This window comes from Corynebacterium nasicanis (genome assembly GCF_042658165.1).
GTDB lineage: Bacteria > Actinomycetota > Actinomycetes > Mycobacteriales > Mycobacteriaceae > Corynebacterium > Corynebacterium nasicanis.
This window is the reverse complement of sequence record NZ_JBHSQE010000003.1, coordinates 235151-257628: the sequence shown is the minus strand read 5'-3', so window position 1 is coordinate 257628 and position 22478 is coordinate 235151. Positions and strand designations below refer to the sequence as shown.

Annotated in this window: 24 protein-coding genes and 1 tRNA gene; 13 read left to right on the top strand and 12 right to left on the bottom strand. The window is 69.9% G+C overall.

What is annotated here, in order from left to right; genetic code table 11:
• Window position 1: 1 nt before the first annotated feature.
• The gene (gene selA / locus ACFPUZ_RS05825; protein ID WP_377000785.1) at window positions 2–1309 is read right to left on the bottom strand and encodes an L-seryl-tRNA(Sec) selenium transferase; all 1308 of its coding nucleotides are present in this window, start codon (window positions 1307–1309) and stop codon (window positions 2–4) included.
• Window positions 1310–1334: 25 nt separating this feature from the next.
• Window positions 1335–1429: transfer RNA gene (locus ACFPUZ_RS05820), tRNA-Sec, on the bottom strand.
• Window positions 1430–1475: 46 nt separating this feature from the next.
• Between ACFPUZ_RS05820 and selD the strand changes: the two genes are divergently transcribed.
• A complete protein-coding gene (selD, locus tag ACFPUZ_RS05815) occupies window positions 1476–2468 on the top strand; it encodes a selenide, water dikinase SelD (protein ID WP_377000783.1) in 993 nt (330 codons plus the stop codon).
• Here the strand turns inward: selD and nrfD are convergent.
• Genes nrfD through fdh form a run of 3 tightly spaced genes read right to left on the bottom strand, consistent with a single transcriptional unit; the run spans window position 2455 to window position 7827 of the window.
• A complete protein-coding gene (gene nrfD / locus ACFPUZ_RS05810; RefSeq protein ID WP_377000781.1) occupies window positions 2455–3540 on the bottom strand; it encodes an NrfD/PsrC family molybdoenzyme membrane anchor subunit in 1086 nt (361 codons plus the stop codon). The two genes, selD and nrfD, sit on opposite strands and share 14 nt — an antisense overlap.
• Window positions 3537–4526 carry a 4Fe-4S dicluster domain-containing protein gene (locus tag ACFPUZ_RS05805; RefSeq protein WP_377000779.1) on the bottom strand — a complete coding sequence of 330 codons (990 nt, stop codon included), beginning with the start codon at window positions 4524–4526 and terminating at the stop codon, window positions 3537–3539. Before ACFPUZ_RS05805 ends, nrfD begins: the two co-directional genes overlap by 4 nt.
• A complete protein-coding gene (gene fdh, locus ACFPUZ_RS05800) occupies window positions 4510–7827 on the bottom strand; it encodes a formate dehydrogenase (RefSeq protein WP_377000777.1) in 3318 nt (1105 codons plus the stop codon). Before fdh ends, ACFPUZ_RS05805 begins: the two co-directional genes overlap by 17 nt.
• 93 nt (window positions 7828–7920) lie before the next feature.
• Here fdh and ACFPUZ_RS05795 point away from each other — a divergent pair, with 93 nt between their 5' ends.
• Complete coding sequence (locus tag ACFPUZ_RS05795; protein WP_377000775.1) at window positions 7921–8847, top strand: NAD-dependent epimerase/dehydratase family protein; 927 nt, start codon at window positions 7921–7923, stop codon at window positions 8845–8847.
• On the opposite strand, the gene ACFPUZ_RS05790 is transcribed toward ACFPUZ_RS05795, so the two are convergent.
• Together ACFPUZ_RS05790 and ACFPUZ_RS05785 are read right to left on the bottom strand one after the other, a co-directional pair.
• Window positions 8841–10643: a heavy metal translocating P-type ATPase gene (locus ACFPUZ_RS05790; protein WP_377000773.1), complete on the bottom strand. Its 1803-nt coding sequence runs from the start codon at window positions 10641–10643 to the stop codon at window positions 8841–8843. The two genes, ACFPUZ_RS05795 and ACFPUZ_RS05790, sit on opposite strands and share 7 nt — an antisense overlap.
• A 167-nt stretch (window positions 10644–10810) precedes the next feature.
• Window positions 10811–11029, bottom strand: coding sequence for a heavy-metal-associated domain-containing protein (locus ACFPUZ_RS05785; RefSeq protein ID WP_377000771.1), 219 nt, complete (start codon window positions 11027–11029; stop codon window positions 10811–10813).
• Window positions 11030–11189: 160 nt separating this feature from the next.
• On the opposite strand from ACFPUZ_RS05785, the gene ACFPUZ_RS05780 reads away from it, so the two are divergent.
• Window positions 11190–11615, top strand: coding sequence for an ester cyclase (locus tag ACFPUZ_RS05780; RefSeq protein ID WP_377000769.1), 426 nt, complete (start codon window positions 11190–11192; stop codon window positions 11613–11615).
• On the top strand, window positions 11612–12181 hold the full coding sequence (locus tag ACFPUZ_RS05775; RefSeq protein WP_377000767.1) for a protein-L-isoaspartate O-methyltransferase family protein: 570 nt from the start codon (window positions 11612–11614) through the stop codon (window positions 12179–12181). Before ACFPUZ_RS05780 ends, ACFPUZ_RS05775 begins: the two co-directional genes overlap by 4 nt.
• On the opposite strand, the gene ACFPUZ_RS05770 is transcribed toward ACFPUZ_RS05775, so the two are convergent.
• Window positions 12178–12885, bottom strand: coding sequence for a PIG-L deacetylase family protein (locus ACFPUZ_RS05770; protein ID WP_377000765.1), 708 nt, complete (start codon window positions 12883–12885; stop codon window positions 12178–12180). The two genes, ACFPUZ_RS05775 and ACFPUZ_RS05770, sit on opposite strands and share 4 nt — an antisense overlap.
• A gap of 23 nt (window positions 12886–12908) precedes the next feature.
• Between ACFPUZ_RS05770 and arfB the strand changes: the two genes are divergently transcribed.
• From arfB to ACFPUZ_RS05750, 4 genes are all read left to right on the top strand, one after another.
• Window positions 12909–13358: an alternative ribosome rescue aminoacyl-tRNA hydrolase ArfB gene (gene arfB / locus ACFPUZ_RS05765; RefSeq protein ID WP_377000763.1), complete on the top strand. Its 450-nt coding sequence runs from the start codon at window positions 12909–12911 to the stop codon at window positions 13356–13358.
• Window positions 13359–13425: 67 nt separating this feature from the next.
• Window positions 13426–13776, top strand: a complete 351-nt coding sequence (locus ACFPUZ_RS05760; protein WP_377000761.1) for a hypothetical protein — start codon at window positions 13426–13428, stop codon at window positions 13774–13776.
• Between the two features lie 42 nt (window positions 13777–13818).
• Entirely contained in the window at window positions 13819–14112 is a 294-nt protein-coding gene (locus ACFPUZ_RS05755; protein WP_377000759.1) for an amphi-Trp domain-containing protein, read from the top strand.
• 84 nt (window positions 14113–14196) lie between these two features.
• Window positions 14197–15558, top strand: a complete 1362-nt coding sequence (locus tag ACFPUZ_RS05750) for an SMI1/KNR4 family protein (protein WP_377000757.1) — start codon at window positions 14197–14199, stop codon at window positions 15556–15558.
• On the opposite strand, the gene ACFPUZ_RS05745 is transcribed toward ACFPUZ_RS05750, so the two are convergent.
• Window positions 15496–16686, bottom strand: a complete 1191-nt coding sequence (locus tag ACFPUZ_RS05745) for a PQQ-dependent sugar dehydrogenase (protein WP_377000755.1) — start codon at window positions 16684–16686, stop codon at window positions 15496–15498. The two genes, ACFPUZ_RS05750 and ACFPUZ_RS05745, sit on opposite strands and share 63 nt — an antisense overlap.
• Before the next feature lie 13 nt (window positions 16687–16699).
• Window positions 16700–17722: a hypothetical protein gene (locus tag ACFPUZ_RS05740; protein ID WP_377000753.1), complete on the bottom strand. Its 1023-nt coding sequence runs from the start codon at window positions 17720–17722 to the stop codon at window positions 16700–16702.
• 31 nt (window positions 17723–17753) lie between these two features.
• On the opposite strand from ACFPUZ_RS05740, the gene ACFPUZ_RS05735 reads away from it, so the two are divergent.
• On the top strand, window positions 17754–18530 hold the full coding sequence (locus tag ACFPUZ_RS05735) for a VOC family protein (RefSeq protein ID WP_377000751.1): 777 nt from the start codon (window positions 17754–17756) through the stop codon (window positions 18528–18530).
• A gap of 92 nt (window positions 18531–18622) precedes the next feature.
• Here the strand turns inward: ACFPUZ_RS05735 and ACFPUZ_RS05730 are convergent, their stop codons facing one another.
• Both ACFPUZ_RS05730 and ACFPUZ_RS05725 read right to left on the bottom strand, forming a co-directional pair.
• Window positions 18623–19225: a hypothetical protein gene (locus tag ACFPUZ_RS05730; RefSeq protein ID WP_377000749.1), complete on the bottom strand. Its 603-nt coding sequence runs from the start codon at window positions 19223–19225 to the stop codon at window positions 18623–18625.
• Window positions 19225–19392: a hypothetical protein gene (locus ACFPUZ_RS05725; protein WP_377000747.1), complete on the bottom strand. Its 168-nt coding sequence runs from the start codon at window positions 19390–19392 to the stop codon at window positions 19225–19227. Before ACFPUZ_RS05725 ends, ACFPUZ_RS05730 begins: the two co-directional genes overlap by 1 nt.
• 52 nt (window positions 19393–19444) lie before the next feature.
• Between ACFPUZ_RS05725 and ACFPUZ_RS05720 the strand changes: the two genes are divergently transcribed.
• The 4 genes from ACFPUZ_RS05720 to ACFPUZ_RS05705 all read left to right on the top strand — a co-directional run bounded on the left by ACFPUZ_RS05720 (window position 19445) and on the right by ACFPUZ_RS05705 (window position 22382).
• Window positions 19445–20128, top strand: a complete 684-nt coding sequence (locus ACFPUZ_RS05720) for a type 1 glutamine amidotransferase domain-containing protein (protein WP_377000745.1) — start codon at window positions 19445–19447, stop codon at window positions 20126–20128.
• Entirely contained in the window at window positions 20125–20646 is a 522-nt protein-coding gene (locus ACFPUZ_RS05715) for a DnaB-like helicase N-terminal domain-containing protein (RefSeq protein ID WP_377000952.1), read from the top strand. Before ACFPUZ_RS05720 ends, ACFPUZ_RS05715 begins: the two co-directional genes overlap by 4 nt.
• Before the next feature lie 20 nt (window positions 20647–20666).
• On the top strand, window positions 20667–21707 hold the full coding sequence (locus tag ACFPUZ_RS05710) for a tocopherol cyclase family protein (RefSeq protein ID WP_377000743.1): 1041 nt from the start codon (window positions 20667–20669) through the stop codon (window positions 21705–21707).
• Window positions 21708–21782: 75 nt separating this feature from the next.
• A complete protein-coding gene (locus tag ACFPUZ_RS05705) occupies window positions 21783–22382 on the top strand; it encodes a vitamin K epoxide reductase family protein (RefSeq protein WP_377000741.1) in 600 nt (199 codons plus the stop codon).
• The last annotated feature ends 96 nt before the right edge of the window (window positions 22383–22478 follow it).

Below are 22478 nucleotides of genomic sequence, written 5' to 3'. Positions count from 1 at the left end.
TCTACTCCTCCACCGCACGCCGGATCGCATCCACGACCGTGTCGTCGGCGGCGGGGGGCACACAGCGCAGGTCGATGAGGCAGGCGCCCTGATGGACGCGCGGCAGTACGACGGGGTCGCCGGTGCGCAGGGGGGCGGCCAGGGATTCCGGCAGCTCCACCGCCCAGCCGGACAACGGCACCCCGGGGGCGCCGCCCCCGCCGACGCGACCGTCGTGGGGGACGACGCGGCACTCCACATGGCCGTGCAGGCGCTCGGCCAGCGCCTCGGCCCGGCGGCGCAGGTCCGCGGGGTCGGCGTGCAGGGCCTCCACGACGGGGACCTCCCCGCCGCGCAGGGTCGCCTCGAGGGCGGCGAGGCGGAGCTTGTCGATGCGCACCGCGCGCGCCAGGGGATGTGTCCGGAGGCGGGCGATGATGTCCGCGCGTCCCAGGAGGATGCCGGCCTGCGGGCCGCCGAGGAGCTTGTCACCGGAGGCGATGACCACGTCGGCGCCCGCCTCCAGCTGGGCGGCGACATCCGGCTCCGTCGGCAGCGCCGGATCGTGGGCGAGCAGGCCGGAGCCGAGATCGACGATGAGCGCCAGCCCGTGCTCGTCGGCGATCTCACGTAGCTGTGCGACGCCCGCCTCGGCGGTGAAACCCTCGATGCGGAAGTTGGAGGGGTGGACCTTGAGGATCGCCCGGGTGCGCTCCCCCACCGCGCGGGTGTAGTCCTCCGGGTGCGTCCGGTTCGTCGCGCCGACCTCGCGCAGGCGTACGTCGGCGGTCTCGATAAGTTCCGGCAGGCGGAAACCGGCGCCGATCTCGATGAGTTCCCCGCGGCTGATGATGAGCTCCCCGCCCGCGGCCAACGCGGTGGTGGCCAAAAGCAGGGCGGCGGCGCCGTTGTTGACCACGAGCGCGTCTTCCGCGGCCGAGCAGGCGGCGCGGAGCGCGGCGACGGCGCCGGCCCCGCGCTCGCGCGAGCGCAGCCCGGTGACCAGGTCCATCTCGACGTCGACGTAGCCGGCGGCGTCGATGAGCGCCTGCGTCGCGGCCGCCGAGAGCGGCGCGCGGCCGATGTTGGTGTGGACGACGACGCCGGTGGCGTTGAGAACCGGGGTGAGGGAGGAGACGGGGGCGTCGATAAGCAGGGTGGCCAGGTGCTTCTCGACGTCCTCGGGCGCGAGGTCCCCGCGGCGCGCGGCCTCCTGGGCCTCCGCGATGTGGCTGCGAATGCTCTGCTCCGAGAGTCGCCCGCGGGCCTGATCGACGGCGGCGGACCGCAGCAGGTCATCGGTGCGCGGGATGCGTCGGCGCGGGTCCACCCGGGGTCCTTTCGCAGAAGAAGACTGGCGGAGGCGGACGAGAATCGAACTCGCCAGACCGAGATACTCGGCCTCACCGGTTTTGAAGACCGGGGCGCCCACCAGGACACGTACGCCTCCGTCGACGAGACTACCGCGTCGAACTTGTATAGCTACAGTCGGATGCATGTCTTTTGATCCCAGCACTCCCCTCACCGGATTCGCCGCGGGCGGCGGCTGCGCGTGCAAGATCCCGCCCGGGGAGCTCGAGGAGGCCGTCCGCGGTCTCACCGGTGTCACCGACCCGAATGTTCTCGTCGGGCTCGACGACGGTGACGACGCCGCGGCCGTCCGCATCGCCGACGACCTCGCCGTCATCTCCACCGCCGACTTCTTCACCCCCGTGGTCAACTCCGCCTACGACTGGGGGCGCATCGCCGCCGCCAACGCGCTTTCGGACGTCTACGCCATGGGCGGGCGGCCTGTCACCACCATCAACCTCGTCGCGTGGCCGCGGGAGATCCTCCCGTTGGAGCTGCTCACCGAGGTGCTGCGCGGCGGCATGGACGTGGCCACCGCGGCCGGTGCGCCCGTGACCGGCGGGCACTCCATCGACGGGCCGGAGCCCGTGTACGGCATGGCCGCGACCGGCATCGCCGATCCGCAGAAGCTCATGCGCAACGACGCCGCGCAGGCCGGTCTCCCCCTCACCCTGACGAAGCCCATCGGCGTGGGCCTGCTCAACAACCGGCACAAGGCGACCGGCGAGGTGTTCCCGGCGGCGATCGAGACCATGACCACCCTCAACCGCGACGCCTCCCGCGCGGCGGTGGCCGCCGGGGTGAAGGCCGCGACCGACGTCACCGGCTTCGGCCTGCTGGGTCATCTGTACAAGATGGCCCGCGCGTCCGGCGTCGCGGCCGTCCTCGACCACACCGCGGTCCCCCACGTCGAGGGCGCCGACGAGGCGCTGCGCGACGGTTTCGTCTCCGGCGGCTCCCGCCGCAACCTCGACTGGGTCCGCCCGCACCTGCGGGCCGAGGGCATGAGCGAGGAGGCCCTCATCATGCTGGCCGACGCCCAGACCTCCGGCGGTCTGCTCGTCGTCGGTGAGGTCCCGGGCTACCCGATCATCGGTGAGATCACCGCGGGCCCCCCGGGGCAGATCACCGTCCGGTAGTGATGTTGTCCGCGCCCGCCCGCCGGGCGAGGCGCTCCTTCTGCGGCTCGACGACGTAGCGCGGGTCCGTCACCGAGTGCAGGCCGGCCTCGAGCACGCCGAAACGGGTGAGCGCGGAACCGGCGAGCAGCGCCGCCCCGGACAGGGCCGCTCCGACGCGGTGCCGACCGGCGAGCAGCGTGCCCACGCCACCGGCGATGACGAGGCGCTCCGCCCAGGTGAGCAGCCGCCCGGCGGTGCCGTGGTGATAGGGCTCGACGGAAACGTCGTCCAGCTGAGAGTGCATCACCTTCGTCGCCGTGATGTCACACACCGCGCCGACGGCGGCGAGCACGCGGGCGGGGCCGGCCTCCTCGACCGGGGTGGTGATCATCGCCAGGCCCCCGGAGGCGGCCGACGCGGAGCTGACGAAGAGGAACGGCAGATGGTACTTCGCCGCGTTCCACGCCGGGTTCGCCGTGTCGCCGAAGAGCACCGCGGTGTAGACCGCCAGGGGTGCGCCGAGCGTGGCGGCCAGCGCCCCCGCCGCCGGGGCGGCCGCCTGGTGCGTGACCGTACGCAGCGCATCCGGCAGCGGCAGGCGCCGCCCCGTGAGATCGTCGGCCTCGGCGGCGGCGGCGAGGGCGGCGGCCGTCGAGAAGCTGGCGAGCAGCCACGATCCGACGTTCATCGGCGAGGAGAGCTTGAACACGCGGAACATGTTGAGCAGCCGCTCCGGGCGCCCGAGGTCGACGATGAGCGCCGCGGAACCGGCACCGGCCGCCGTGATGGCGGCCAGCCGCGCGTTGCGACGCAACCTCGGCCGCCCCGTCAGCTGCGCGCCGAAGCCGAGCAGCGAGGAACCGCCCGCCACCCCGCCGAGGAAGAGGTAGGCGCCGATCGGCCACTCCCACGGCGGGGCCTTGACCACCGGCTTGCCGTAATAGGACTCGAACTGCATGTCCGGGACCATGCGCTCCTCGCGGGAGCCGTCCATGGCCCCCGCCCCGGCGCGGCGGCGCTTCTTCTTGCCTCCCCCGCCCCGGCGACGGGGCTCGACCGGATCGCGGTAGTTGTCGAACTGGTTGCTCATGCGCGCGCTCCGATCAGGAAGGAACCGACGACGGCGGCGACCATGCCCGCGGCCGCCAGGGCCGCCTTCTTCGCCATCTGCGGCAGGTCGGCGGTGGGCACCCGCGGGTCCGGGGGCAGGCCGTAGACCTCGGGGGCGTCGAGAAGCAGGAAGATGGAGCCGGTACCACCGACGCCGTCAAGGTCGTTGGCGCCGTAGAGGCGGGCCTCGGTACGGCCCTGGGCGTGGAGGGTGGCCAGGCGCTCGTGGGCGCGACGCAGCATCTCCTCCCGGTCGCCGAACTGGATCGACTCCGTCGGGCACGCCTTCTGACACGCCGGGGCCAGGCCGTCCTTGAGGCGGTCGTAACACAGGGTGCACTTCTGGGCGACGCCGACGTTGCGGGTCGGGGCGTGGACACCTTCGGTGAAGTCCGCGCCCTCGCGGCTGTTGAGCTTCTGCACGCCGCCGTCCGCGCGGCGCTCGATGACGCCGAAGGGACAGCCCGCGACGCACGTGCCGCACCCGTTGCACACGTCATCCTGTACGACGACCGTGCCGAACTCCGTGCGGAACAGCGCGCCCGTCGGGCACACGTCCAGACATCCGGCGTTCGTGCAGTGCTTGCACACGTCCGAGGACATGAGCCAACGGAAGTCCGGGGTGTCCGGGTGCTCCACCTCCTGCTGCGCCGGGTCCCCGATTTTCGGCATACCCAACCCGGTGAGCTGGCGACCGGAGGCGCGGGCCTGCTCGATGCGCTCGTGGTCCTGCTCGATGAACGCCACATGGCGCCACGTGTCCGCGCCGAGGGAACCGGTGTTGTCGTAGGAGTTGCCCGAGAGCTCATAGCCCTCCACCGGGTTGCGGTTCCACTCCTTGCACGCCACCTCGCAGGCCTTGCAGCCGATACACACGGAGGTGTCGGTGAAGAAGGCCTTGCGGCTTTCCGGCGCGTAGCCGACGTGGTCCGGGTATTCGGTCACCTGGTTAGTGTTCACGCTCATCACTCTCCTTCTCCAGCTCGCGCAGTTCCTCCGGGTCGGAGACCTTCGTGTTGCCCGACGCCGCGGTCAGACCCGCCCGCACCTGGTAGAGGCGGGTGAGATCGTCGCGCTCCGGGCCTCGCGGGCGACGGCCCGCCCGGATGTCACACGCGCCGACCTTGGAGGCCTGGATGGCCACGTTCGGGTCGAGCGTGATGCCCAGCAGATCATTCGGCCCGTCGCCGGTGACCGGCGCGTAGGGGCCGTTGCCGAAGTGGAACGGCAGTCCGATGTTGTGGTACTCCTGCCCGTTGATCGTCATCGCCGGCATGCGGTCGGTGACCAGCACGCGCGCCTCGATGACACCGCGCGGCGAGATGAGCGTGGCCCAGCCGCCGTTGACCAGCCCGCGCAGCTCGGCGAGCTCCGGGGAGACCTCGCAGAACAGCTCCGGCTGCAGCTCCGCGAGGAACGGCAGCGCGCGCGTCATCGCGCCGGAGGTGTAGTGCTCGGTGAGGCGGTAGGTGGAGAACACGAAGGGGTAGACCTCCGCGCCGAACTCGCCCGGCGCCGGGCGCGAAAGGTTGTCCGCTCCCGGGAACGTCAGGCGGGCCGGCGACTGCTGCTGCCCGTAGAGCGCGTTGCCCACCGGGGACTCATGCGGCTCGTAGTGCGTGGGCAGCGGGCCGTCGACCATGCCCTTGGGCACGTAAAGCCAGCCCTTGCCGTCCGCCTGCATGATGAAGGCATCGGTGCCGGAGAGGGCGGCCGGGCCGACATCGTCCGGGGAGGGCACATGGTCCGGGCGCAGTCCGAGGGGGAAGTCGGGGACGTCGTCGCCGACCCACTTCTGCAGGGACTCGTCCCACCAGACGTACTTCTTGCGCTCCGACCAGGGTTTACCCTCCGGGTCCGCGGACGCACGGTTGTAGAGCATGCGGCGGTTCAGTGGCCACACCCAGCCCCAGTCCATGGCGAGTTCGTTCTGCTCGGAACCGGGGCGCTTCTTCGCCGAGTGGTTGACGCCATCGGCGAAGACACCGGTGTAGATCCAGCAGCCGCCGGAGGTGGAGCCGTCTGCCTTCATCTCGGTGAAGTTGCTCAGCAGCTCGCCGGCCTTCTCCCCGGTGACGTGGTAGCCGTTGATCTCGCGGAGCACGGCCTCGGCATCCGGGTCACCGTGCTCGTCCACGGGGTAATCCCACGTGATGTTCTGCAGCGGCTGGTCCCGCGGATCATCGGAGTCGGCGATCTTCTCGCGGATGCGCACGCCGAGGTCGTAGAAGAACTTTAGCTCGCTGGTCGCCTCGTTCGGCGGTTGCTTCGCCTGGAAGCGCCACTGCAGCATGCGCTGCGTCTGGGTGAAGGTGCCGGACTTCTCCACGTGGTTGGCGGCCGGCAGGTAGAAGACCTCGGTCTCGATGTCCTCGGTCCGCAGCTCACCCGAAAGCACCTCCGGGGAGTCCTTCCAGAAGGACGCGGTCTCCATGACCTGGAAGTCACGGACCACCAGCCACTTGAGGCGGGACAGCCCGAGGCGCTGCAGGCGCCCGTGCGACTGGGCGACCGCCGGGTTCTGGCCGAAGACCAGGTAGCCCTCCACCTCGTCGCGGAGCATGGCCTGCAGGGTGTGGTACGTCGAGTGCGCGCCGGTGAGCTTGGGGATCCAGTTGAAGCCCCAGTCATTCTCCGCCGTTGCGTGCTCGCCGAAGTAGGCCTTGAGCAGGCTGACGGCGTAGGTGTCGCCCCGTTGCCAGAAGCCGGCCTGGTTGGGGTTGGTCACCGTCCACAGGTAGTCGTCGAAGGTCTGCTCATCGACGGTCGGCATGGGCAGGTAGCCCGGCAGCAGGTTGAACAGCGTCGGGATGTCGGTGCAGCCCTGGATCGACGCATGCCCGCGCAGGGCCATGATGCCGCCGCCGGGGCGACCCATGTTGCCCAGCAGCAGCTGGAGGATCGCCGACGTGCGGATGAACTGCGCGCCCAGCGTGTGCTGGGTCCAGCCCAGCGCGTAGGCGAAGCAGGTCGTGCGCTCGCGGCCGGAGTTCTGCGTGATGGCGTCGGCGAGGTAGTGGAAATCCTCGACGGAGATGCCGCAGGTCTCCTCCACCATTTCCGGGGTGTAGCGGGAGTAGTGGCGGCGCAGGATCTGGAACACCGTGTGCGGATCCTGGAGCGTCTCGTCCTTCTTGAACTGCCACGTGTCCAGCGGCTGGCCGCCGGAACCGGTGGACTGCGCCCACCCGGCGCGCTGGTGCTCCTTCTCCTGGCTGTCGTCCTCCCCCTGCGGGTTGCGGTGGGAGCCGTCGGCACGCTGGTAAGCCCACGTGTCGATGTCGTACTGCCCGGTCTCCGGGTCGAAGCCGGAGAACAGACCGTCGAGGTCCTCGGTGTCGAGGAAATCCTCGTGGACGAGCGTCGAGGCGTTGGTGTAGTGCAGGACGTAGTCCTTGAACCACAGATCGTTCTCGATGACATGGCGGATGAGCGCACCGAGCAGCACCACGTCGCTACCAGCGCGGATGCCGATGTGGCGGTCCGCCACGGCGGACGTGCGCGTGTAACGCGGGTCGACGTGGATGAGCTTCGCGCCCCGCTTCTTCGCCTCCATCACCCACTGGAATCCCACCGGGTGAGCCTCAGCCATGTTTGACCCCTGGATGACGATGCAGTCCGCATTCGCCATATCCTGCAGCGGCTGGGTCGCGCCGCCGCGGCCGAACGAGGTTCCTAGACTAGGAACCGTGGCGGAGTGTCATATGCGCGCCTGGTTCTCGAGCTGGATCGCGCCGGCGGCGGTGAACAGCTTCTTGATGAGGTAGTTCTCCTCATTATCCAGCGTCGCGCCGCCGAGCCCGGCCAGGCCCATGGTGCGGTTGACCGGGCGGCCCTGCGCGTCGGTGTCCTGCCAGCCGTTGCGGCGGGCCTCGAGGAAGCGGTCGGCGATCATGTCCATCGCCTGCTCCGGGTCGAGCTTCTGCCACTCCTTCGCCTTCGGGGCGCGGTAGAGCACCTCGGTCACGCGGGTGGAGGAGTTGACCAGCTGCTCGGAGGCCGAACCCTTCGGGCACAGACGGCCGCGGGAGATCGGCGAGTCCGGGTCTCCCTCGATCTGGATGACCTTCTCGTCCTTGACGTAGACGAGCTGGCCACAGCCGACGGCGCAGTAGGGGCACACGCTCTTGACCACTCGGTCGGCCTCGGCGATGCGGGGACGCAGGTCAGCGCTCTTCCGTGACTCTGCATTGCGGTCGCGGCCGAAGGGGTCGGCGTCCCGCAGCTGCCGGAGGACCGGCCAATTCAGGGGGCTGATTCTGGACATGTCACCACATTACCAAGTGACGCATGCAACAGACCGGATATCAGGAGAGTCCGCAGCTGCGGACACGTGCCACGGCACGCGTACCGTGGAGGCATGAGTTCCCCGCTGCATGTCACAGTCACGGGGGCCGGAGGTTTCCTCGGTACCCATGTCGTCGATCAACTACGGGCCCGCGGCGACCAGGTGAGCGCGCTGGCGGACCCGGCGGCCTGCGATGTGCGCGACGCCGCCCAGGTCACGGAGGCGATCGGCCCGTGCGACGTCATCGTCCACTGCGCGGCGGTGGTCACCATCGACGACATCGTCCGCCCGGAGGTCCGCGCCGTCAACGTCGGCGGGACGAAAAACATTATCGACGCCGCCCGCCGGGTCGGCGCCCGCCTGGTCTATGTCTCCTCCGTCCATGCGCTCACGGAATCCCCGCCCGGGGTGGTCATGCAGGAGGCCGAAAATTTCGACCCCGACACGGTGGTCGGTGGCTACGCCAAGACGAAGGCCGAGGCCGCAGCGCTCGTGCTGGCGGCCGATGACCTCGAGCGCGTCATCATCCACCCCTCCGGCCTGCTGGGGCCGGGCGATCCGGGGGCGACGAACCTCACGAACCTGGTGCGCCGCCTTATGAGCGGCGAACTCGGCGTGGTGGTCGACGGCGGCTACGACATGGTCGACGTCCGCGACGTGGCGGCGGCGATCGTCACCGCCTGCCGCACCGGGGACGGCTGTTACCTCACCACCGGTGACTACGTCACGCTCCGGCAGATCGGGCGGATCGTCACCGAACTGGTCGGCCGACGCCGCCCGACGATCCTGCCGACGTGGATCGCCCGGGTCGGAGCCATCCCTGCGGAGTGGATCGGAAAGATCTGCGGGCGCCCTCCCCTGTTCACCCGTTACTCGCTGTACACGCTCGGTTCCGGCAACCGTTTCGACAGCTCCCGGGCGCGGCGGGAACTGCACTTCCGACCGCGCCCGGTGCGCGAGAGCCTCGTCGACATGGTGGCCGACCTGCAGGATCACTGACCCCTGGGCAGCGTCGGCCGCAGCAGGAGCATCGCGATGGCGATGACCAGCAGCACCGAGGCCTCGTGGACGAGCATGCCGATGGACATGGTCACCCCGCCCAGCAGCACCCCGGCGAGCAATGCCGCGACGGTCACCAGCGCGATGGCGATGGTGACCCGCATCGTGCGTACGGTGCGGCGCGCCAATCCGAGGGCGTAGGGCAGACGCGGCAGGCGGTCGGCCATGAGCGCGATGTCCGCCGTCTCAATGGCAGCCGGCGAACCGGCGGCGCCCATCGCCACGCCGATGTCGGCCCGGGCGAGCGCCGGGGTGTCGTTGACCCCGTCACCGACCATCGCCACCACCCGGCCCGCGGCCTGCAGTTCGGCCACGATGTCGAGCTTGTCCTCCGGCATGAGCTCGGCGCGGACCTCGTCGACGCCGAGCTGGGCGGCGACATTGTCCGCCACGCGGGAGGCGTCCCCGGTGGCCATGACCACCCGGATGCCGCGCCGGTGCAGCCTCGCAACGGCCGCGGCGGCGTCGGCACGCACCGTATCGGCCACGGCGACCACCCCCACCGCGACGCCGTCGACACCGACCCACATGGCGGTGCGCCCCCGCTCGTTGAGCGCCAGGACGGGCGCGGGGTCCGGCGTCTCCCGCAGCAGCGCGGCCGTGCCGACGGTAACCTCATGCCCGTCGATCCAGGCCCGGATGCCGTGGCCGGTGACGGGCTCGGCTGTGTCGATGAGCGGGACCTCGAGGCCCCGGGATTCCGCACCGCGGATGAGCGCCGCGGCGAGCGGATGCTCCGACGCCGTTTCGGCGCGGGCCGCCAGCCGCAGCACCTCGTCCTCCGACCAGGAGCCTAAGGCGATGACGTCGGTGAGCTCCGGGCGGCCGTTGGTCAGGGTCCCCGTCTTATCGACGACCACCGTATCCACCCGCGCCGCCGTCTCCAGGTACTCGCCGCCCTTGATGAGCACGCCGTCCTTCGCGGCCCGCCCGATGCCCGCCACGATGGACACCGGGATGGCGATGACCAGCGCGCCGGGGCAGCCGATGACCAGGAGCGTGAGCGCCAGCTCGACGTCGCGGGTGAGCAGCCCGGCGAGCAGCGCCGCGAGCATGACCCCGGGCGTGTACCAGGTGGAGAAGCGTTCGAGGAAGGTCTGCGTGCGGGCCTTGTCGTCCTGGGCGTCCTCGACGCGGTGGATGATCTTCGCCAGGGTGGAGTCGGCGCCGATGCCCACGGCCTCCACCTGGAGCACGCCGGAGCGCAGCCACGTGCCGGCGAAGACCGCGGAACCCGCCGCCTTCTCCGCGGGGACCGATTCGCCGGTGATGGTGGCCTCGTCGACCCCGCCGTGCCCGTTGCGGACCCGGCCGTCGACGGGCACCTGCTCGCCGTTGCGCACGAGCACCACATCCCCCGGGCTCAGTTCCCAGATCTCGACGGTCTCCGGTTCCCCGTCGCGCAGGCGCGTGGCGGTGTCGGGAGCGGCGGCGACGAGCTCGCCGAGGGCCCCGCGCGTGCGCTGGAGGGTGGCCTTCTCCAGCGCGGTGCCGAGGGCGAAGAGGAAGGTGACGGCCGCGGACTCCCAGTAGTTGTGGATGAACAGCGCACCGACGGCGGCCACGACGACAAGCAGATCGATCGAGATGAGCCGGATCCGCAGTGCCTGCCACGCCGAGACAGCGATGCGCCAGCCGGCGACGACGGCGGCAGCGATCATGAGCAGATCGGAGCCGGTGACCAGCGCCGCGATGATGAGCAGTCCGGAGACTGCCACGGTTCCCCAAGTTTTCATGGTGACGTCCTTTCTGTGGTGTCACCTGTGACGCTATGGCCCGGGGCGGGAACTGTCCTTGACGGGGATCAATGAGCGGCGAGACAGGTACCTCCACGCAGGAATGCTCGTTTCTGGCGAATTGGCTCGCGCAATTCGCCAGAAACGAGCATTCGTGCCGGGAGGTCCTACACGCTCGACGGCCTCGCCGTGTAGCCGACGGCCGCGACGGCGTCGACAAGCTCGCGCACGGAGACCTTCTCCGGGTCGTGCTCGACGAGGATGCGGCCCGAGGAGAACTTCACCTCGGCGTCGCGCACTCCGTCGAGCCCGGTGAGCTTCGTTTCGATCTTGTTCACGCAGGAGGGGCAGGAGAATTCCTCGGAGCGCAGGGTCGTGGTCTTCATGGTGGGGTCCTTTCTGCGGTGGCTGACACCCCTGACGTTAGGAGCGCCGCGGCGGGAGTTCCTTGACGTGGATCAAAGATCGCTTCCGAGACCAAGATTTGACCCGATCTTCACCGTGGAAACCCTTGTTTCGGCAAGCTAATCGGCATAGGGTCAGAACATGAACCTCCCCGCCTCCAACCCTGCCCTGACCACCGTCTTCCGCATCCGTGACGCCATCAACAGCGGCCGCTTCGAGGGCCTCGAGGATCTGTTCACCGAGGACTTCCTCGACCTCACACACCCCTCGGGTAGCCCCAGCGGCATCAATGGTTATCTCGAGTCCCTCGCCTACCGCTCCCGGGTGCTGCGCGTCCACGTCAATGAGAACGCCATCATCGAGACCCCGGACCGGATCGTCGCCCGCGTCTCCAACCACGGCAAAGGCATCGCCGAGGTGCACGGGGCGGCCGCCGCCGGGCGCCCCTACCGGATCGACGCGGTCCACATCTTCCACACCCGGGGCCCGCTCATCTCCGCCCATTGGGGGCTGCGCGATGAGCTCGACCTGCTCGTCCAACTCGGCCTCGCCTCCCCGCCGCCGTGAGTGCCCGCGTCACCCGCGCCATGCACCGTGTCCGGCGCGCGGATTTCCTGCCTCCCGGTGTGCGGCACCATGCCCCCGTCGACGTCCCCCTCACCATCGGGCACGGGCAGACGAACTCGCAGCCGTGGACGGTCGCGTTCATGCTCGGCCTGCTCGATGTGCGCCCCGGCCATCGCGTCCTCGACGTCGGGGCCGGTTCCGGGTGGTCGACCGCTCTGCTCCACGAGCTTCTCGACGCCCGCGGCTCCCTCGCCGCCGTCGAGATCGTCCCCGAACTCGTGAAGTTCGGGCAGGCCAACCTCGATGCCGCCGGAGTGGACGTGAAAGTGTCCCAGGCCCGCGCGGGCGTCCTCGGGCTACCCGAGCAGGCCCCTTTCGACCGGATCCTCGTCTCCGCCGAATCCGCCGACCTGCCCGCGGAGCTGGTGGCGCAACTCGCCCCCGGCGGGATCATGGTCATCCCGGTGGCGGGGGCGATGTGGCGCGTCGAGAAGCGTGCCGACGGCGACCTGGAGGTGAGCCGGCACGGGGGATTCCGCTTCGTGCCGCTGCGGCGACGGCTTTAGATGGGATCGAAGACGCGGAAGTTGACGCCCTTTTCGCCGTCGGGCTGCTGGAGCATCATGGGAATGAAGTCCTCCGGCTTGGGGTGATCGGGCAGCGCCTCGAAGTAAACCTTGTGGCAGGCGAGGGACTCGATGCCGCGCTGCTCGGCCTTCTCATCGACGAGGACGCGGTGCGTCGGGTCACCGGCGTTGGCCACCAGCAGGCGCTTGACCTTGTGGGCGGGCAGGTCGAGGTCGCGGTGGATCCAGGGGTTGTCGGCGTCGCGGACGGCGTCGACGGTCATGAGGCCGGCGACGCGGTGATCGGCCTGGTTGAAGGAGCCGTAGGCCTCCAGCTCGAAGTTGGCGGTGATGACGGTGTCCGGCTGGAATTCGCGGATGTGCTTGGCGATGTCGCGGCGCAGCTCACGGGAATCCATGAGCTGGCCGTCCGGGTGCTCGAGCAGGGTGAGGTCGGTGACGCCGACGGCCGCGCAGGCCAGGCGCTGTTCCTCGGCGCGCAGCGGGGCGACCTCGGCGGGATCGAGGTGGCGGATCCCAGCCTCGCCGTGGGTGAGCAGGAGGTAACCGACCTCCACCCCGGCGTCGGTCCACATGGACACGGCGCAGGAGAGTCCGTACTCGGCGTCGTCGGGGTGGGCGACGACGATGAGGACGCGGCGGAATTCGGACCAGTCGAACGTGGGAAGCGTAGTTGTTGTCATGACACCACTCTATACTGGAATCCATGGAACCGCTCGTGCTCGACCCCGGCCCCGGGATCCCCCAGGGTCTTCGCATTCCCGCGGCCGACCTGCACGAACAGTTCGCCCGCTCCTCCGGACCCGGCGGCCAGGGCGTCAACACCACCGACAGCAAGGTGCAGCTCTCCCTCGATCTGGCCACCACCACGGCCCTCGACGAACACCTCCGCCGCCGGGCGCTGCGCCAGCTCGACCACCGACTCGCCGGGACCGTGCTGCGGGTGGAGGTGTCCACCCAGCGCTCCCAGCTACGCAACCGCGCGGAGGCCCGCCGCCGCCTCGCCGAGATCCTGCGCCAGGCGCTGGCCCCGCCGCCCCCGCCGCGCCGGGCGACGAAGCCGACGCGGGGATCGGTGCGGCGTCGATTAGCGGCGAAGCACCGCCGCTCCGACCTCAAGGCCACGCGCAGGAAACCCGGGCCTGCTGGGGAGTGACTGCGGAGTCCCGCACAGGCTGCGGGGAAGGCGTCCACGGCGGCGGTGCCGCGCTTAATCTGGGGCCATGGCACAGAAATACGAACTCAACTACGACTGGTCCCGCCTCGGCCCGATCAAGTGGACGGAGTACTCCGAGGTGACCCTCCAGGTGGATGTCGACAGCCGCGCGGCCGCCCCGGCCCTCCACCGCTACTGGGCGGAGCTGCCGCGGGAGGGCGACCTCGGTTACGCCGGCGGCTGCCGCTTCCCGGAGCCCGTCCGCATGTCCGGGGAACACTCCACGGGGTGGATCGTCTCCCGCGGCGAGGACGCCTTCGACTCCATCGCCCACTACGCCGAGGAGCTGCGCCAGACCCTCGAGGCGGCCGACCCGGACGTGGTGATCACCTGGACGGAACTGCCCTTTACCTCCTGATTAAAGCGTGAGATCATGGACGTAGAGAGGAGGTGGAGCACCATGAGGAAGCACGGAAAACTGCTCAAGTCCCAGGCGACCTTCACCCGCGAAGAGCTCGCTGAGCTGCTCGAGGGCCTCGCCGCCCGCGTCCGGGAGGGCACCCTCACCCTCGGGGAGAACTCCGGGAAGGTGGAGATGGACCTGCCACAGACCTTCACGGTCGAGATGGAGGTGCAGAACACCGGCAAGCGCGTGCTCAAACGCGAGCTCGAGATGGAGATCGTATGGCCCATTGAGCCAGACGGCACCCCGCTCCCCGGCCGCGACCCGCGGTCCGGATTCGTGGTCACCTGACCCCCACCCGCCCCGCGACGGCCCCCGTCGCGGGGCTACCTCTTCCTGTTGCCGGGTCCGGCGGGCTCAGTGATACTGAGCCCCATGACTCTGCGCCCCGCGCCCCTCCAGACAGTCGCCGCTGACCTCCGGGTTCTCTTTGCCTCCGATCCCGCCGCCCGCAGCGCCACGCTGCGCTGCAGTTTCTCCCCGACCTCCCAGTCCCGGCAGCTGGTCACCTACGACAGCGAGGGCCGGCGGGACTTTCCCGATTACGACCCCGAAGATGCCCCGCAGCTGCTGCGCGAGGCCGCCGCGGCGCTCGGCGAGACCGCCCTCGTCGAATTCGTGATCCACCGCGACGGCACCTGGCAGGCTTCCGCCGTCGCCGGCGACCCGGGCGAGATCCTCCTGCATCCGCTCACCTTCCCAGAGACGCCCGCCCCGCTGCCGCCTCTCGACCCGGCAGCCACCGCCGCGCTGGAGGCCGCGTGGCGCACCCACAGCGCCGCGCACCAGGTCGCTCCCCCGGCCACCGAAGCCCAGCTCAGCGACCTCGCCGTGGCGCTCGGCCAGCCGGTGCCTCCCGAACTGCGGGCCCTGCTGCTGCAGTCCAACGGCTCGGAGAGCACCGACCTGTGGTCCTGGCTCAGCGCCGCCGACATCGCGCGGGAGCACGAGACGTGGAACCACCTCGCCGCCACGGGAGAGTACGGAGACGTCGCCTACGACCTCGGACGCGCGGGCGTCACGGTACCCCGGCTCGTCCACCCCGGATGGATCCCCATCGCCCACGACCACGGCGGGAACCACCTCGCCATCGACACCGTCCCCGGCCCCAACGGCACCCCCGGGCAGATCATCGAGTTCGGCGCCGACCTCGTCGACGGCCCCTTCCTCCACGCCGACTCCCTCCTCGACTACCTTTCCGACCGCCGCTACCCCTGGCCCGAGGACGCGGAGATCGACCACCAGGTCCGCCCCGACTCCCCGCGCCCGCTTCTCGACGACGACGTCCCCGCCCCCATCCAGTCCCTGCGGCTGTTCGGCCTCTCCGTCGTCGACGGGGCGACCGTCAGCCGCGCGGCCGGGCTCAAGATGCTCCTCATCAACGGCGTCCCCGCGGTCGACCTCGCCGGCCTGCAGGAACTCCCGCTGCAGGAACTGCGCCTGCTCAACATCCCCCGCCTCGACCTCGGCCCGCTCGCCGGCCATCCCACCCTGCGCGGCTTGAGCCTCAGCGGGTGCGGGGACGTGGAGGGTACTGCAGCGCTCGCCGCGCTCCCGAGCCTGGAACACGTCGAACTGGACCGCGGCGACACGATCCTCGACGCCCTGGCCACGCATCCCCGCCTCCACCGCGTCACGCTGGCGGGCACGCAGCCCCTGGCCGAGAAGGTGGCCTCAGCCAACCGGCTGCTTCACGCCACTCCCCTCGCCCTGCACACCCTCTCCGGCCGGGCGTAGCTCGAGCAGACGCCCGGCGGGACCGTCCTCGAGGACCCACAGCGCCCCGTCCGGGGCCTCGGCGAGCGCCCGGATCCGGGCACCCATCTCCCACTCGTCGACCACCCGGGCGGGTTCCCCGAGTTCCACCCGGACGATCTTCTCCCCCGACAGGCCCCCGAGCAGCGCGGTGTCCTCCCACCCCGCGAACAGGGACCCGGAGTAGATGAGGAGGCTGCCGGGGGAGATCGACGGCACCCACCACGCCGCCGGGCCGTGGAATCCGTCGCCCGGCGCGTGATCGGGGATGGGGTCACCGTTGTAGTGCACCCCCATGGAGGCCTCCGGCCATCCGTAGTTGTCGCCCTCGACGATGAGGTTGAGCTCGTCGCCGCCCTGCGGTCCCATTTCGGAGGCCCAGATCCGCCCCTGCCGGTCCGTGGCGATGCCCAGCGGATTGCGATGCCCCATCGTCCACTGCTCCGTGCCCCAGGGGTTGCCCGGGGCGGGCCGCCCGTCGAGTGTGAGTCGCAGGATCGAACCGAGGTTGGTCTCATTCTCCTGCGCCGGGGTCATCTCCTGGCGGTCCCCCGACGTGACGTAGAGGTACCCCTCGTGGACGAGCAGACGCAGGGAGAGGTGCCCGTTGCCGGCGGCCGGGGTCTGTGCCCAGATCTCCTGGAGTCCGGTGAGCCGGTGATTCGCGGTGTCCAGATAGGCGCGCCCGACCACTCCCTGGGCGCCGTTGGTGTGCGGGCGCACCCAGCTGAGGTAGATCATCCCGTCCTGCTCGAAGGTCGGGCCGGGGATGATGTCATGCAGGCCGGCCTGGCCGTGCGCATGCACCTGGGGCAGGCCGGTGATCTCCGTGACCTGACCGGTGGACTGGTCCCGCAGTTGCAGGGCTCCGCGCCGCTCGGAGATGAGCAGCTGATCGGTGCCGGGCAGGAAGGCCAGGGCCCAGCCGGTGGCGAAGGTGCCGTGCTCCGCGACGCTGAACTCCCGGGTCACGCCACTGTCCGCAGCTGCGGACTCCCCCACGGTGGAGGAGACGGTCGCCCCGTTCCCGGGTGGGGCCGTCTCCGCCGGCTCCGCGCCGCACCCGGCCAGCAGGAACGCGGTCACGGGCAGGGCGAGGAGTCGACGCATGCCACCACAATAATCACAGGGTGCGCTGCCACGCCCCGATGGCCGAGGTCGGCGCGAAACCGAGGGTGCGGTTGATGTCGAGCATCCACTCGTTCTCCCCGGCGTTCCACGTGTGGACGCGCCGCACCTGCGGACGCAGCGCGGCCAGCTGCTCCAGGTTGGCGGTCTTCAACGACCGGCCGAGTCCGTGCCCGCGATCCTCGGCCCGTACGAACGTGTCCAGCTGGTAGACGATCTCCGGCTGCCCCTCCGGGCATTCCATTTTGGTGTAACCGACCGGTTCCCCGGCGGAGTTGAGCGCCACCGCCCACAGCACGGTGCGTCGTGCCTGCCGTGTCAGTTCCTCCTCGCGCCGCATCCGGGCGTCGTCCCACCGCGCCTCCTCCACCTCGCGGCTGCCGGTGGGGGCGTCCGTGACAATGCGCGAGCGCAGGCGTGCCATACCCGCGAGCAGATGCTCGGGCATGTTCCCCTGCCATGTCAGCAGCTCGTAGTCTGTGTGCGGCTGCACCTTTTCCAGGTCAACCGGCAGCCACAGGGTGCTGGCCACCTCCACCTGATCGAGGGCGAAGCCCTGCTCCTCCAACCATGCCGTGACCGGCGTGGCCTCCACCATCCCCGTGCCCGTGGCCGCCGCCAGCGTGGGGTCGTCCTGGCGGGAGGATTCCCACCACGTGCAGGCGGTGCGGCCTTCCTCCCGGCACAGGTCCCGGAAGACCGGCCACAGGGCATCGAGCAACGGACGCGGATCCCGCTCGGGGTCCAGAGTCGCCTCGACGTGGACGGCATGGGTGTTGTCGCTCCGCGGCAGGAAGACGTGGAGAAAGCCCACCACCTCAGCGTCATCGTGGAGGAGGATGAGCAACTGCGATTCATCCTCATCGCGGGCGAAGGCGGCGAGCGTGTCGGCGCGGTAGTGGAAATCAGCATGACCCAACCTGGCTTGCTCGGCCCGCTCCGCGAGGGCGGCGGCGTCTCGTGCCGCTTGTGCCGGAGCGGCTGCTTCTCCGAGGTCATGATGAATGCTCACGTTCACCGTCCCGAGTGTAGGCACCTATCCTCGGGTCATGCGTATCGAACGGATCGTCCCTCACCTGCGTGTACCTGACCTGTGGCAGGCGCTCCACGAGCACGGCGAAGTACTCGGTATGCGGCCGATCATGGACCACGGATGGATCGCCACCCTGGGGGATGATGACGGTCACCAGCTCAGCGTCATCACAGCGGATGAGACGGCCCCGGTCACCGCCGATGTATCCGTCTTCGTCGATGACATCCACGAGGCCCATCTGCGTGTCCTGCGTTCCGGGCTGGAGATCGTCCACCCGCTCACCGAGGAGGCCTGGGGTGTCACCCGATTCTTCTTCCGGGACTCCGCAGAACGGGTGATCAATGTCGGGATGCACTCTGAGCCCGCGGGGTGGGATTCGCTGCGCGCCGAGTTGGAGGCGGAGCTGGAGGCGACGCTGCAGTCCGCAGCTGCGGACTCGTTTGTCACCCTTGGCGCGGCCATCAGGCTGTCAGAGGCCTGGCTGTTCTTCCCCGACTGCGTCGTGGACACCGAGGGGTGGATAGAGGATCCGACACCGTTGCCGGTGCCGCTCCACGTGGACGTCCCGGCCGTGGTGCGCGACGTGCTCACCCACCTCAAGGAGGAGCCTTCGCCGCGTGATCAGCTGTGGCTGGCGCTGGAGAGCTGGCTGGAGATGCTGCATATCCGCGCCGGGAACGAGTTGAGCATGGCGCAGGTGCATCGCCGCACACCGCCGACCCCGTGGTTCAGCTGTCTGCTTCACGCGCCGAGTGTCTCTCCGGAGCTGCGCTTCCGCCGCGGCGGCGGGTAGTAACCGTTCGTGCGAGTCCTCCGGGCCGGAAAACTGACCTGGGGAAATGCGGCGGGGCAACCTGGTGACACGAACCGTTACTCCCCCGCCGCTTAGCCGAAGCTGAACTCCACCTGCGCCTGGTCGTCCACCGCCTGCACGATGCCGGTGTAGAAGGCACGGGCCTGCGCCTCGAGGAGGTTGCGGTGCGAATCAATGTGCGCCCGCTTCTCGTGATCCCCGAGGATCTCGGTGATGATCGCGGCGGTGTCGATGTCCGGGGAGACGAAGCTGAGGATCTGCCCGTCCTCGAGAACCGTCTCGAAGGTCGGTTCCGTGTAACCGAGGAACACGAAGTCCGGGATCGTGATGCGGAAGCGGTGCTCCCCCATCTCGCGGATGCGCACGTCGCGCCCCTCGAGTCCCAGTTTCGCCTGGTAGCTGTACTGCAGGAAGTTGGTCCGCGCCGTACCGGGGACATTCCAGCCCAGGGCGGTCAGCCGCGACTGTGTTTTGTGCAGGCCCTGCGTGGCGGTGCTGAGCAGGACGATCTGCTCCTCTCGCTGCACGGCGGTGATCACTTCCGTGCCCTCCGACTCCACCTCCACCGAGACTGGGTCCTTGAGAACTCCGACCGCGCTGCCTCCCACGAAGGCGAAGAGCAGCGCTGCTACCAGCGCGATCACCGCCAGAACGGCGAGCAGTACGCGGCCCATCACCGCCTCCCGGCCACGGCCCGACGGACGATAACGATGAGCGCGCCCACCATGAGGATGAGCCCGATACCGCCCAGCCCCGGGGAATCATCCATCTCCCCGAGATAGAGGAGTCCCGCGCCAATCAGCACCACCAGCAACGCCAGAACTTCGGGCCAGATCTTCATGGTATTGACAATACTCGTGGCGCGGCCGACGTTCCGCGAGGAAGATGGACCCATGACCTCGATCCTGCACGTGGTGACCACTGCCCCCGATTTCAACGATCCCTCCGAGCCCACCGGCCTGTGGCTCTCCGAACTGACCCATGCGTGGGAGATCTTCGCCGAGCGCGGCTTCGAGCAGCGCATCATCAGCCCGGCCGGCGGTTTCGTCCCCCTCGACGAGCGTGCCCTGCGCTTTCCCGCCCGGGACGCCTCCGCCGACGCGTGGCTGAAGGACCCGGAGAAGATGGCCCTGCTGGGTAACACCACCCCGGCCTCCGAGGTCTCGGCCGAGGGCGTCGACGCCATCTGGTTCGCCGGTGGCCACGGCGCGATGTTCGATTTCCCGGACGACGCCGACCTCCAGCGTCTCGCGCGGGAGATCTTCGAGGCCGGCGGTATCGTCTCCGCGGTCTGCCACGGCTATTGCGGGCTGCTCAACACCCGCCTGTCGGACGGCTCGTATCTCTTCGACTCCCGCGAGATCACCGGCTTCACCTGGGCGGAGGAGAAGCTGGCACGCGTGGACAAGCTGGTCCCCTTCGACGTGGAGGCGGAGGCGAAGGCCCGCGGCGCGCGATTCCGCAAGGCGAAGCTCCCCTTCGTGCCGCACGCCGTCCGCGACGGCAATCTCATCACCGGCCAGAACCCGGCGTCGGCCAAGGTCACGGCCAAGCTCGTGGCGGAGGCCCTGTCCTGACGCCTCCTGAGCTGCCCGAGGAATTCGAGGTCGTCGACTCCCCGCAGCTCGATCCGGAGGCCCTCCTACTCTGCGGCCTCATGTGGGCGGGCAGGACGCACCCGGCCAGCGACGCGGTCTGCCGCCTCCTGCAGCCAGGCGATTTCCATGACCCGCACTACAGCCTCCTCTTCGGGTTCATCGCCTCCCGCCGCAGCGCTGACAGGCCCGTTGACCCGGCCAGTCTGGGCTCGGCGCTGCAGGAGATGGGCGAGGAGGCTCCGCTGCCCCGCCATACCGCCCGTCGCCTCCTCCTCGAGTTGACCACCCTCAGTGTCCTTCCCGAGCTGGTCACGGACTACGCCGACCAGGTCCTGGGACTCTCCTACCGGCGGCAGTACCTGGCGATGGCCGCCGCCCTTCTCCACGCGGGCGAAACCCGTCCCGAGGGCGAGCTCTTCGCGCTCCTGCTCGAGCACGGGCGCGCGCAACGGGCCGCGTGGGAACGCAGGCAGGCGTTGCGGCCCCGCGAGGGCTGAACCTGTGTTTCACTGGCGCCATGACACCGCTTGCCCGCTACCGTTCCACCGGCGCTGACCTGCCTTTCGGGGAGCCCGTCCGCGCGCACCGCGGGGTGGCCATGGAGGGCTACTTCTGGCGCCTCACGGACCCCGCCTCGGGCCGCGTCCTCATCGCGCTGTGCGGGGCGAACCAGGGCCCTGCCGGGCCGTGGGCGACCATCGGCCTGGCGGGCTCCAACGGGTTCATCCGTACCGCTGCTCTCACCGGATCCTGGACGGACCCGGCGCGTCTCGGGGTGCGCGGCGGCGACCACGCCGCCCCCGCCTTCAGCGGGGACGAGGAGCACCTGCGGGTCGATCTGGGCCCCGACGCCCGCCTCGACCTCCGTTTCCACGACTTACACCCCTGGCCGCACCGCGCCTTCGGCGGTTCCAGCGTCTTCCAGGTCATCCCGGGCCTCAACCAGTACTGGCACCCGTGGTTGCTGGGCGGGCGCGCCAGCGGCACCGCCACGCTCGGGGAGCAGACCTGGACGTTCGACGGCGCCCACGTCTACGGCGAGAAGAACTGGGGCCGCGAGGGCTTCCCGGAATCGTGGTGGTGGGGGCAGGCGCAGGGCTTCGCCGAGCCGGAGGCGTGTGTCGCCTTCGCCGGCGGGCTGGTCACCGCCGGGCCGGCGCAGGTCGAGGTGACGGGGCTGGTGGTCCGGCTGCCGGATGCCCGCGTGCTCCGCCTGGGCAACCCGGTCGTCAGCCCGGTGCGTACCACCACTACCGACGACACCTGGAGCGTGAGCGGCCGTGGTTACGGGTGGCGTGTGGAGATCCACGCGTCTGCCCCGTTGGAGAACTCCTTCGTGCTCCCCGTTCCCCTGCCCGGCGAGCACCGCAACGTGCCCGGCGATCTCGAGCACCTCACCGGCGATCTGGAGATCTCGGTGTCGCGCTTCGGTCGCCCCGTGTGGAACGGTCGGACCCGGTTGGCCGCGCTCGAACACGGCGGGCTGGAGCGGGCGGCCGCCGAGCTGCGCCGCCGGGGCCTCGATCCGCATCTCCCCGACGCTCCCCCGGCGGGCTGAGAGCGTTAATTTGACCCAGCATACCCCCCGGGGTATCTTTCGGGGGACCTCGTCCCCGACAGGAAAGACGTCCCCATGACGACCTCCGTTCTCACGCAGCTGACCACGCCGACGGCCCCCGTCGAGAAGCCCCGCCCCTTGGCCAACATCCTCATCTGGACCTTCTTCGGGGTGGCCGTCCTCGGCTGGACCGCCAGCGCCATCCTCTCCGCCATCCACTTCTGGGTCCTGCCCATCCCCGAGGGCGTGCCCACCCGCGGACCCATGGCCGTCATGATGAGCGACTGGTCCTACGTCGGCCCCATCCCGCTGGCCACGATCGGCGCGGTTTACTACATCGGCATGATGGCGGCCGCGGCGCTGTGGCTGTTCACCAAGAGCCAGCTGCTGGAGAAACTGCTGCTTCCGGTCACCGCCATCGGCGTCGCCATGTCCGCCTGGTTCGTCTACCTGCAGCTGTTCGTCATCGGGGAAATCTGCCCCTTTTGCATGGTCTCCGCCGCGGCCACGACCCTGCTGTTCCTCATCGAGCTGGCCACGAAGAAGCTTGGCGGAGCCCGCACCGCCCCGGCGGTCAACCCTGCCATCGCCGCCCCGATCATGATCGCCATCCCGCTGCTCATGGCCATCGTCGCGATGTTCTCCCTCACCGTCCTGCCCCTGCCGCAGTTCTAAGCCCCACCGACCGCGCCCACAACGCAGCCGGCCGACCCCGTTCCGGTGGAGCACTCACAGTGCCGCGACAACCCTGCACGACAAGATCATCGCGGT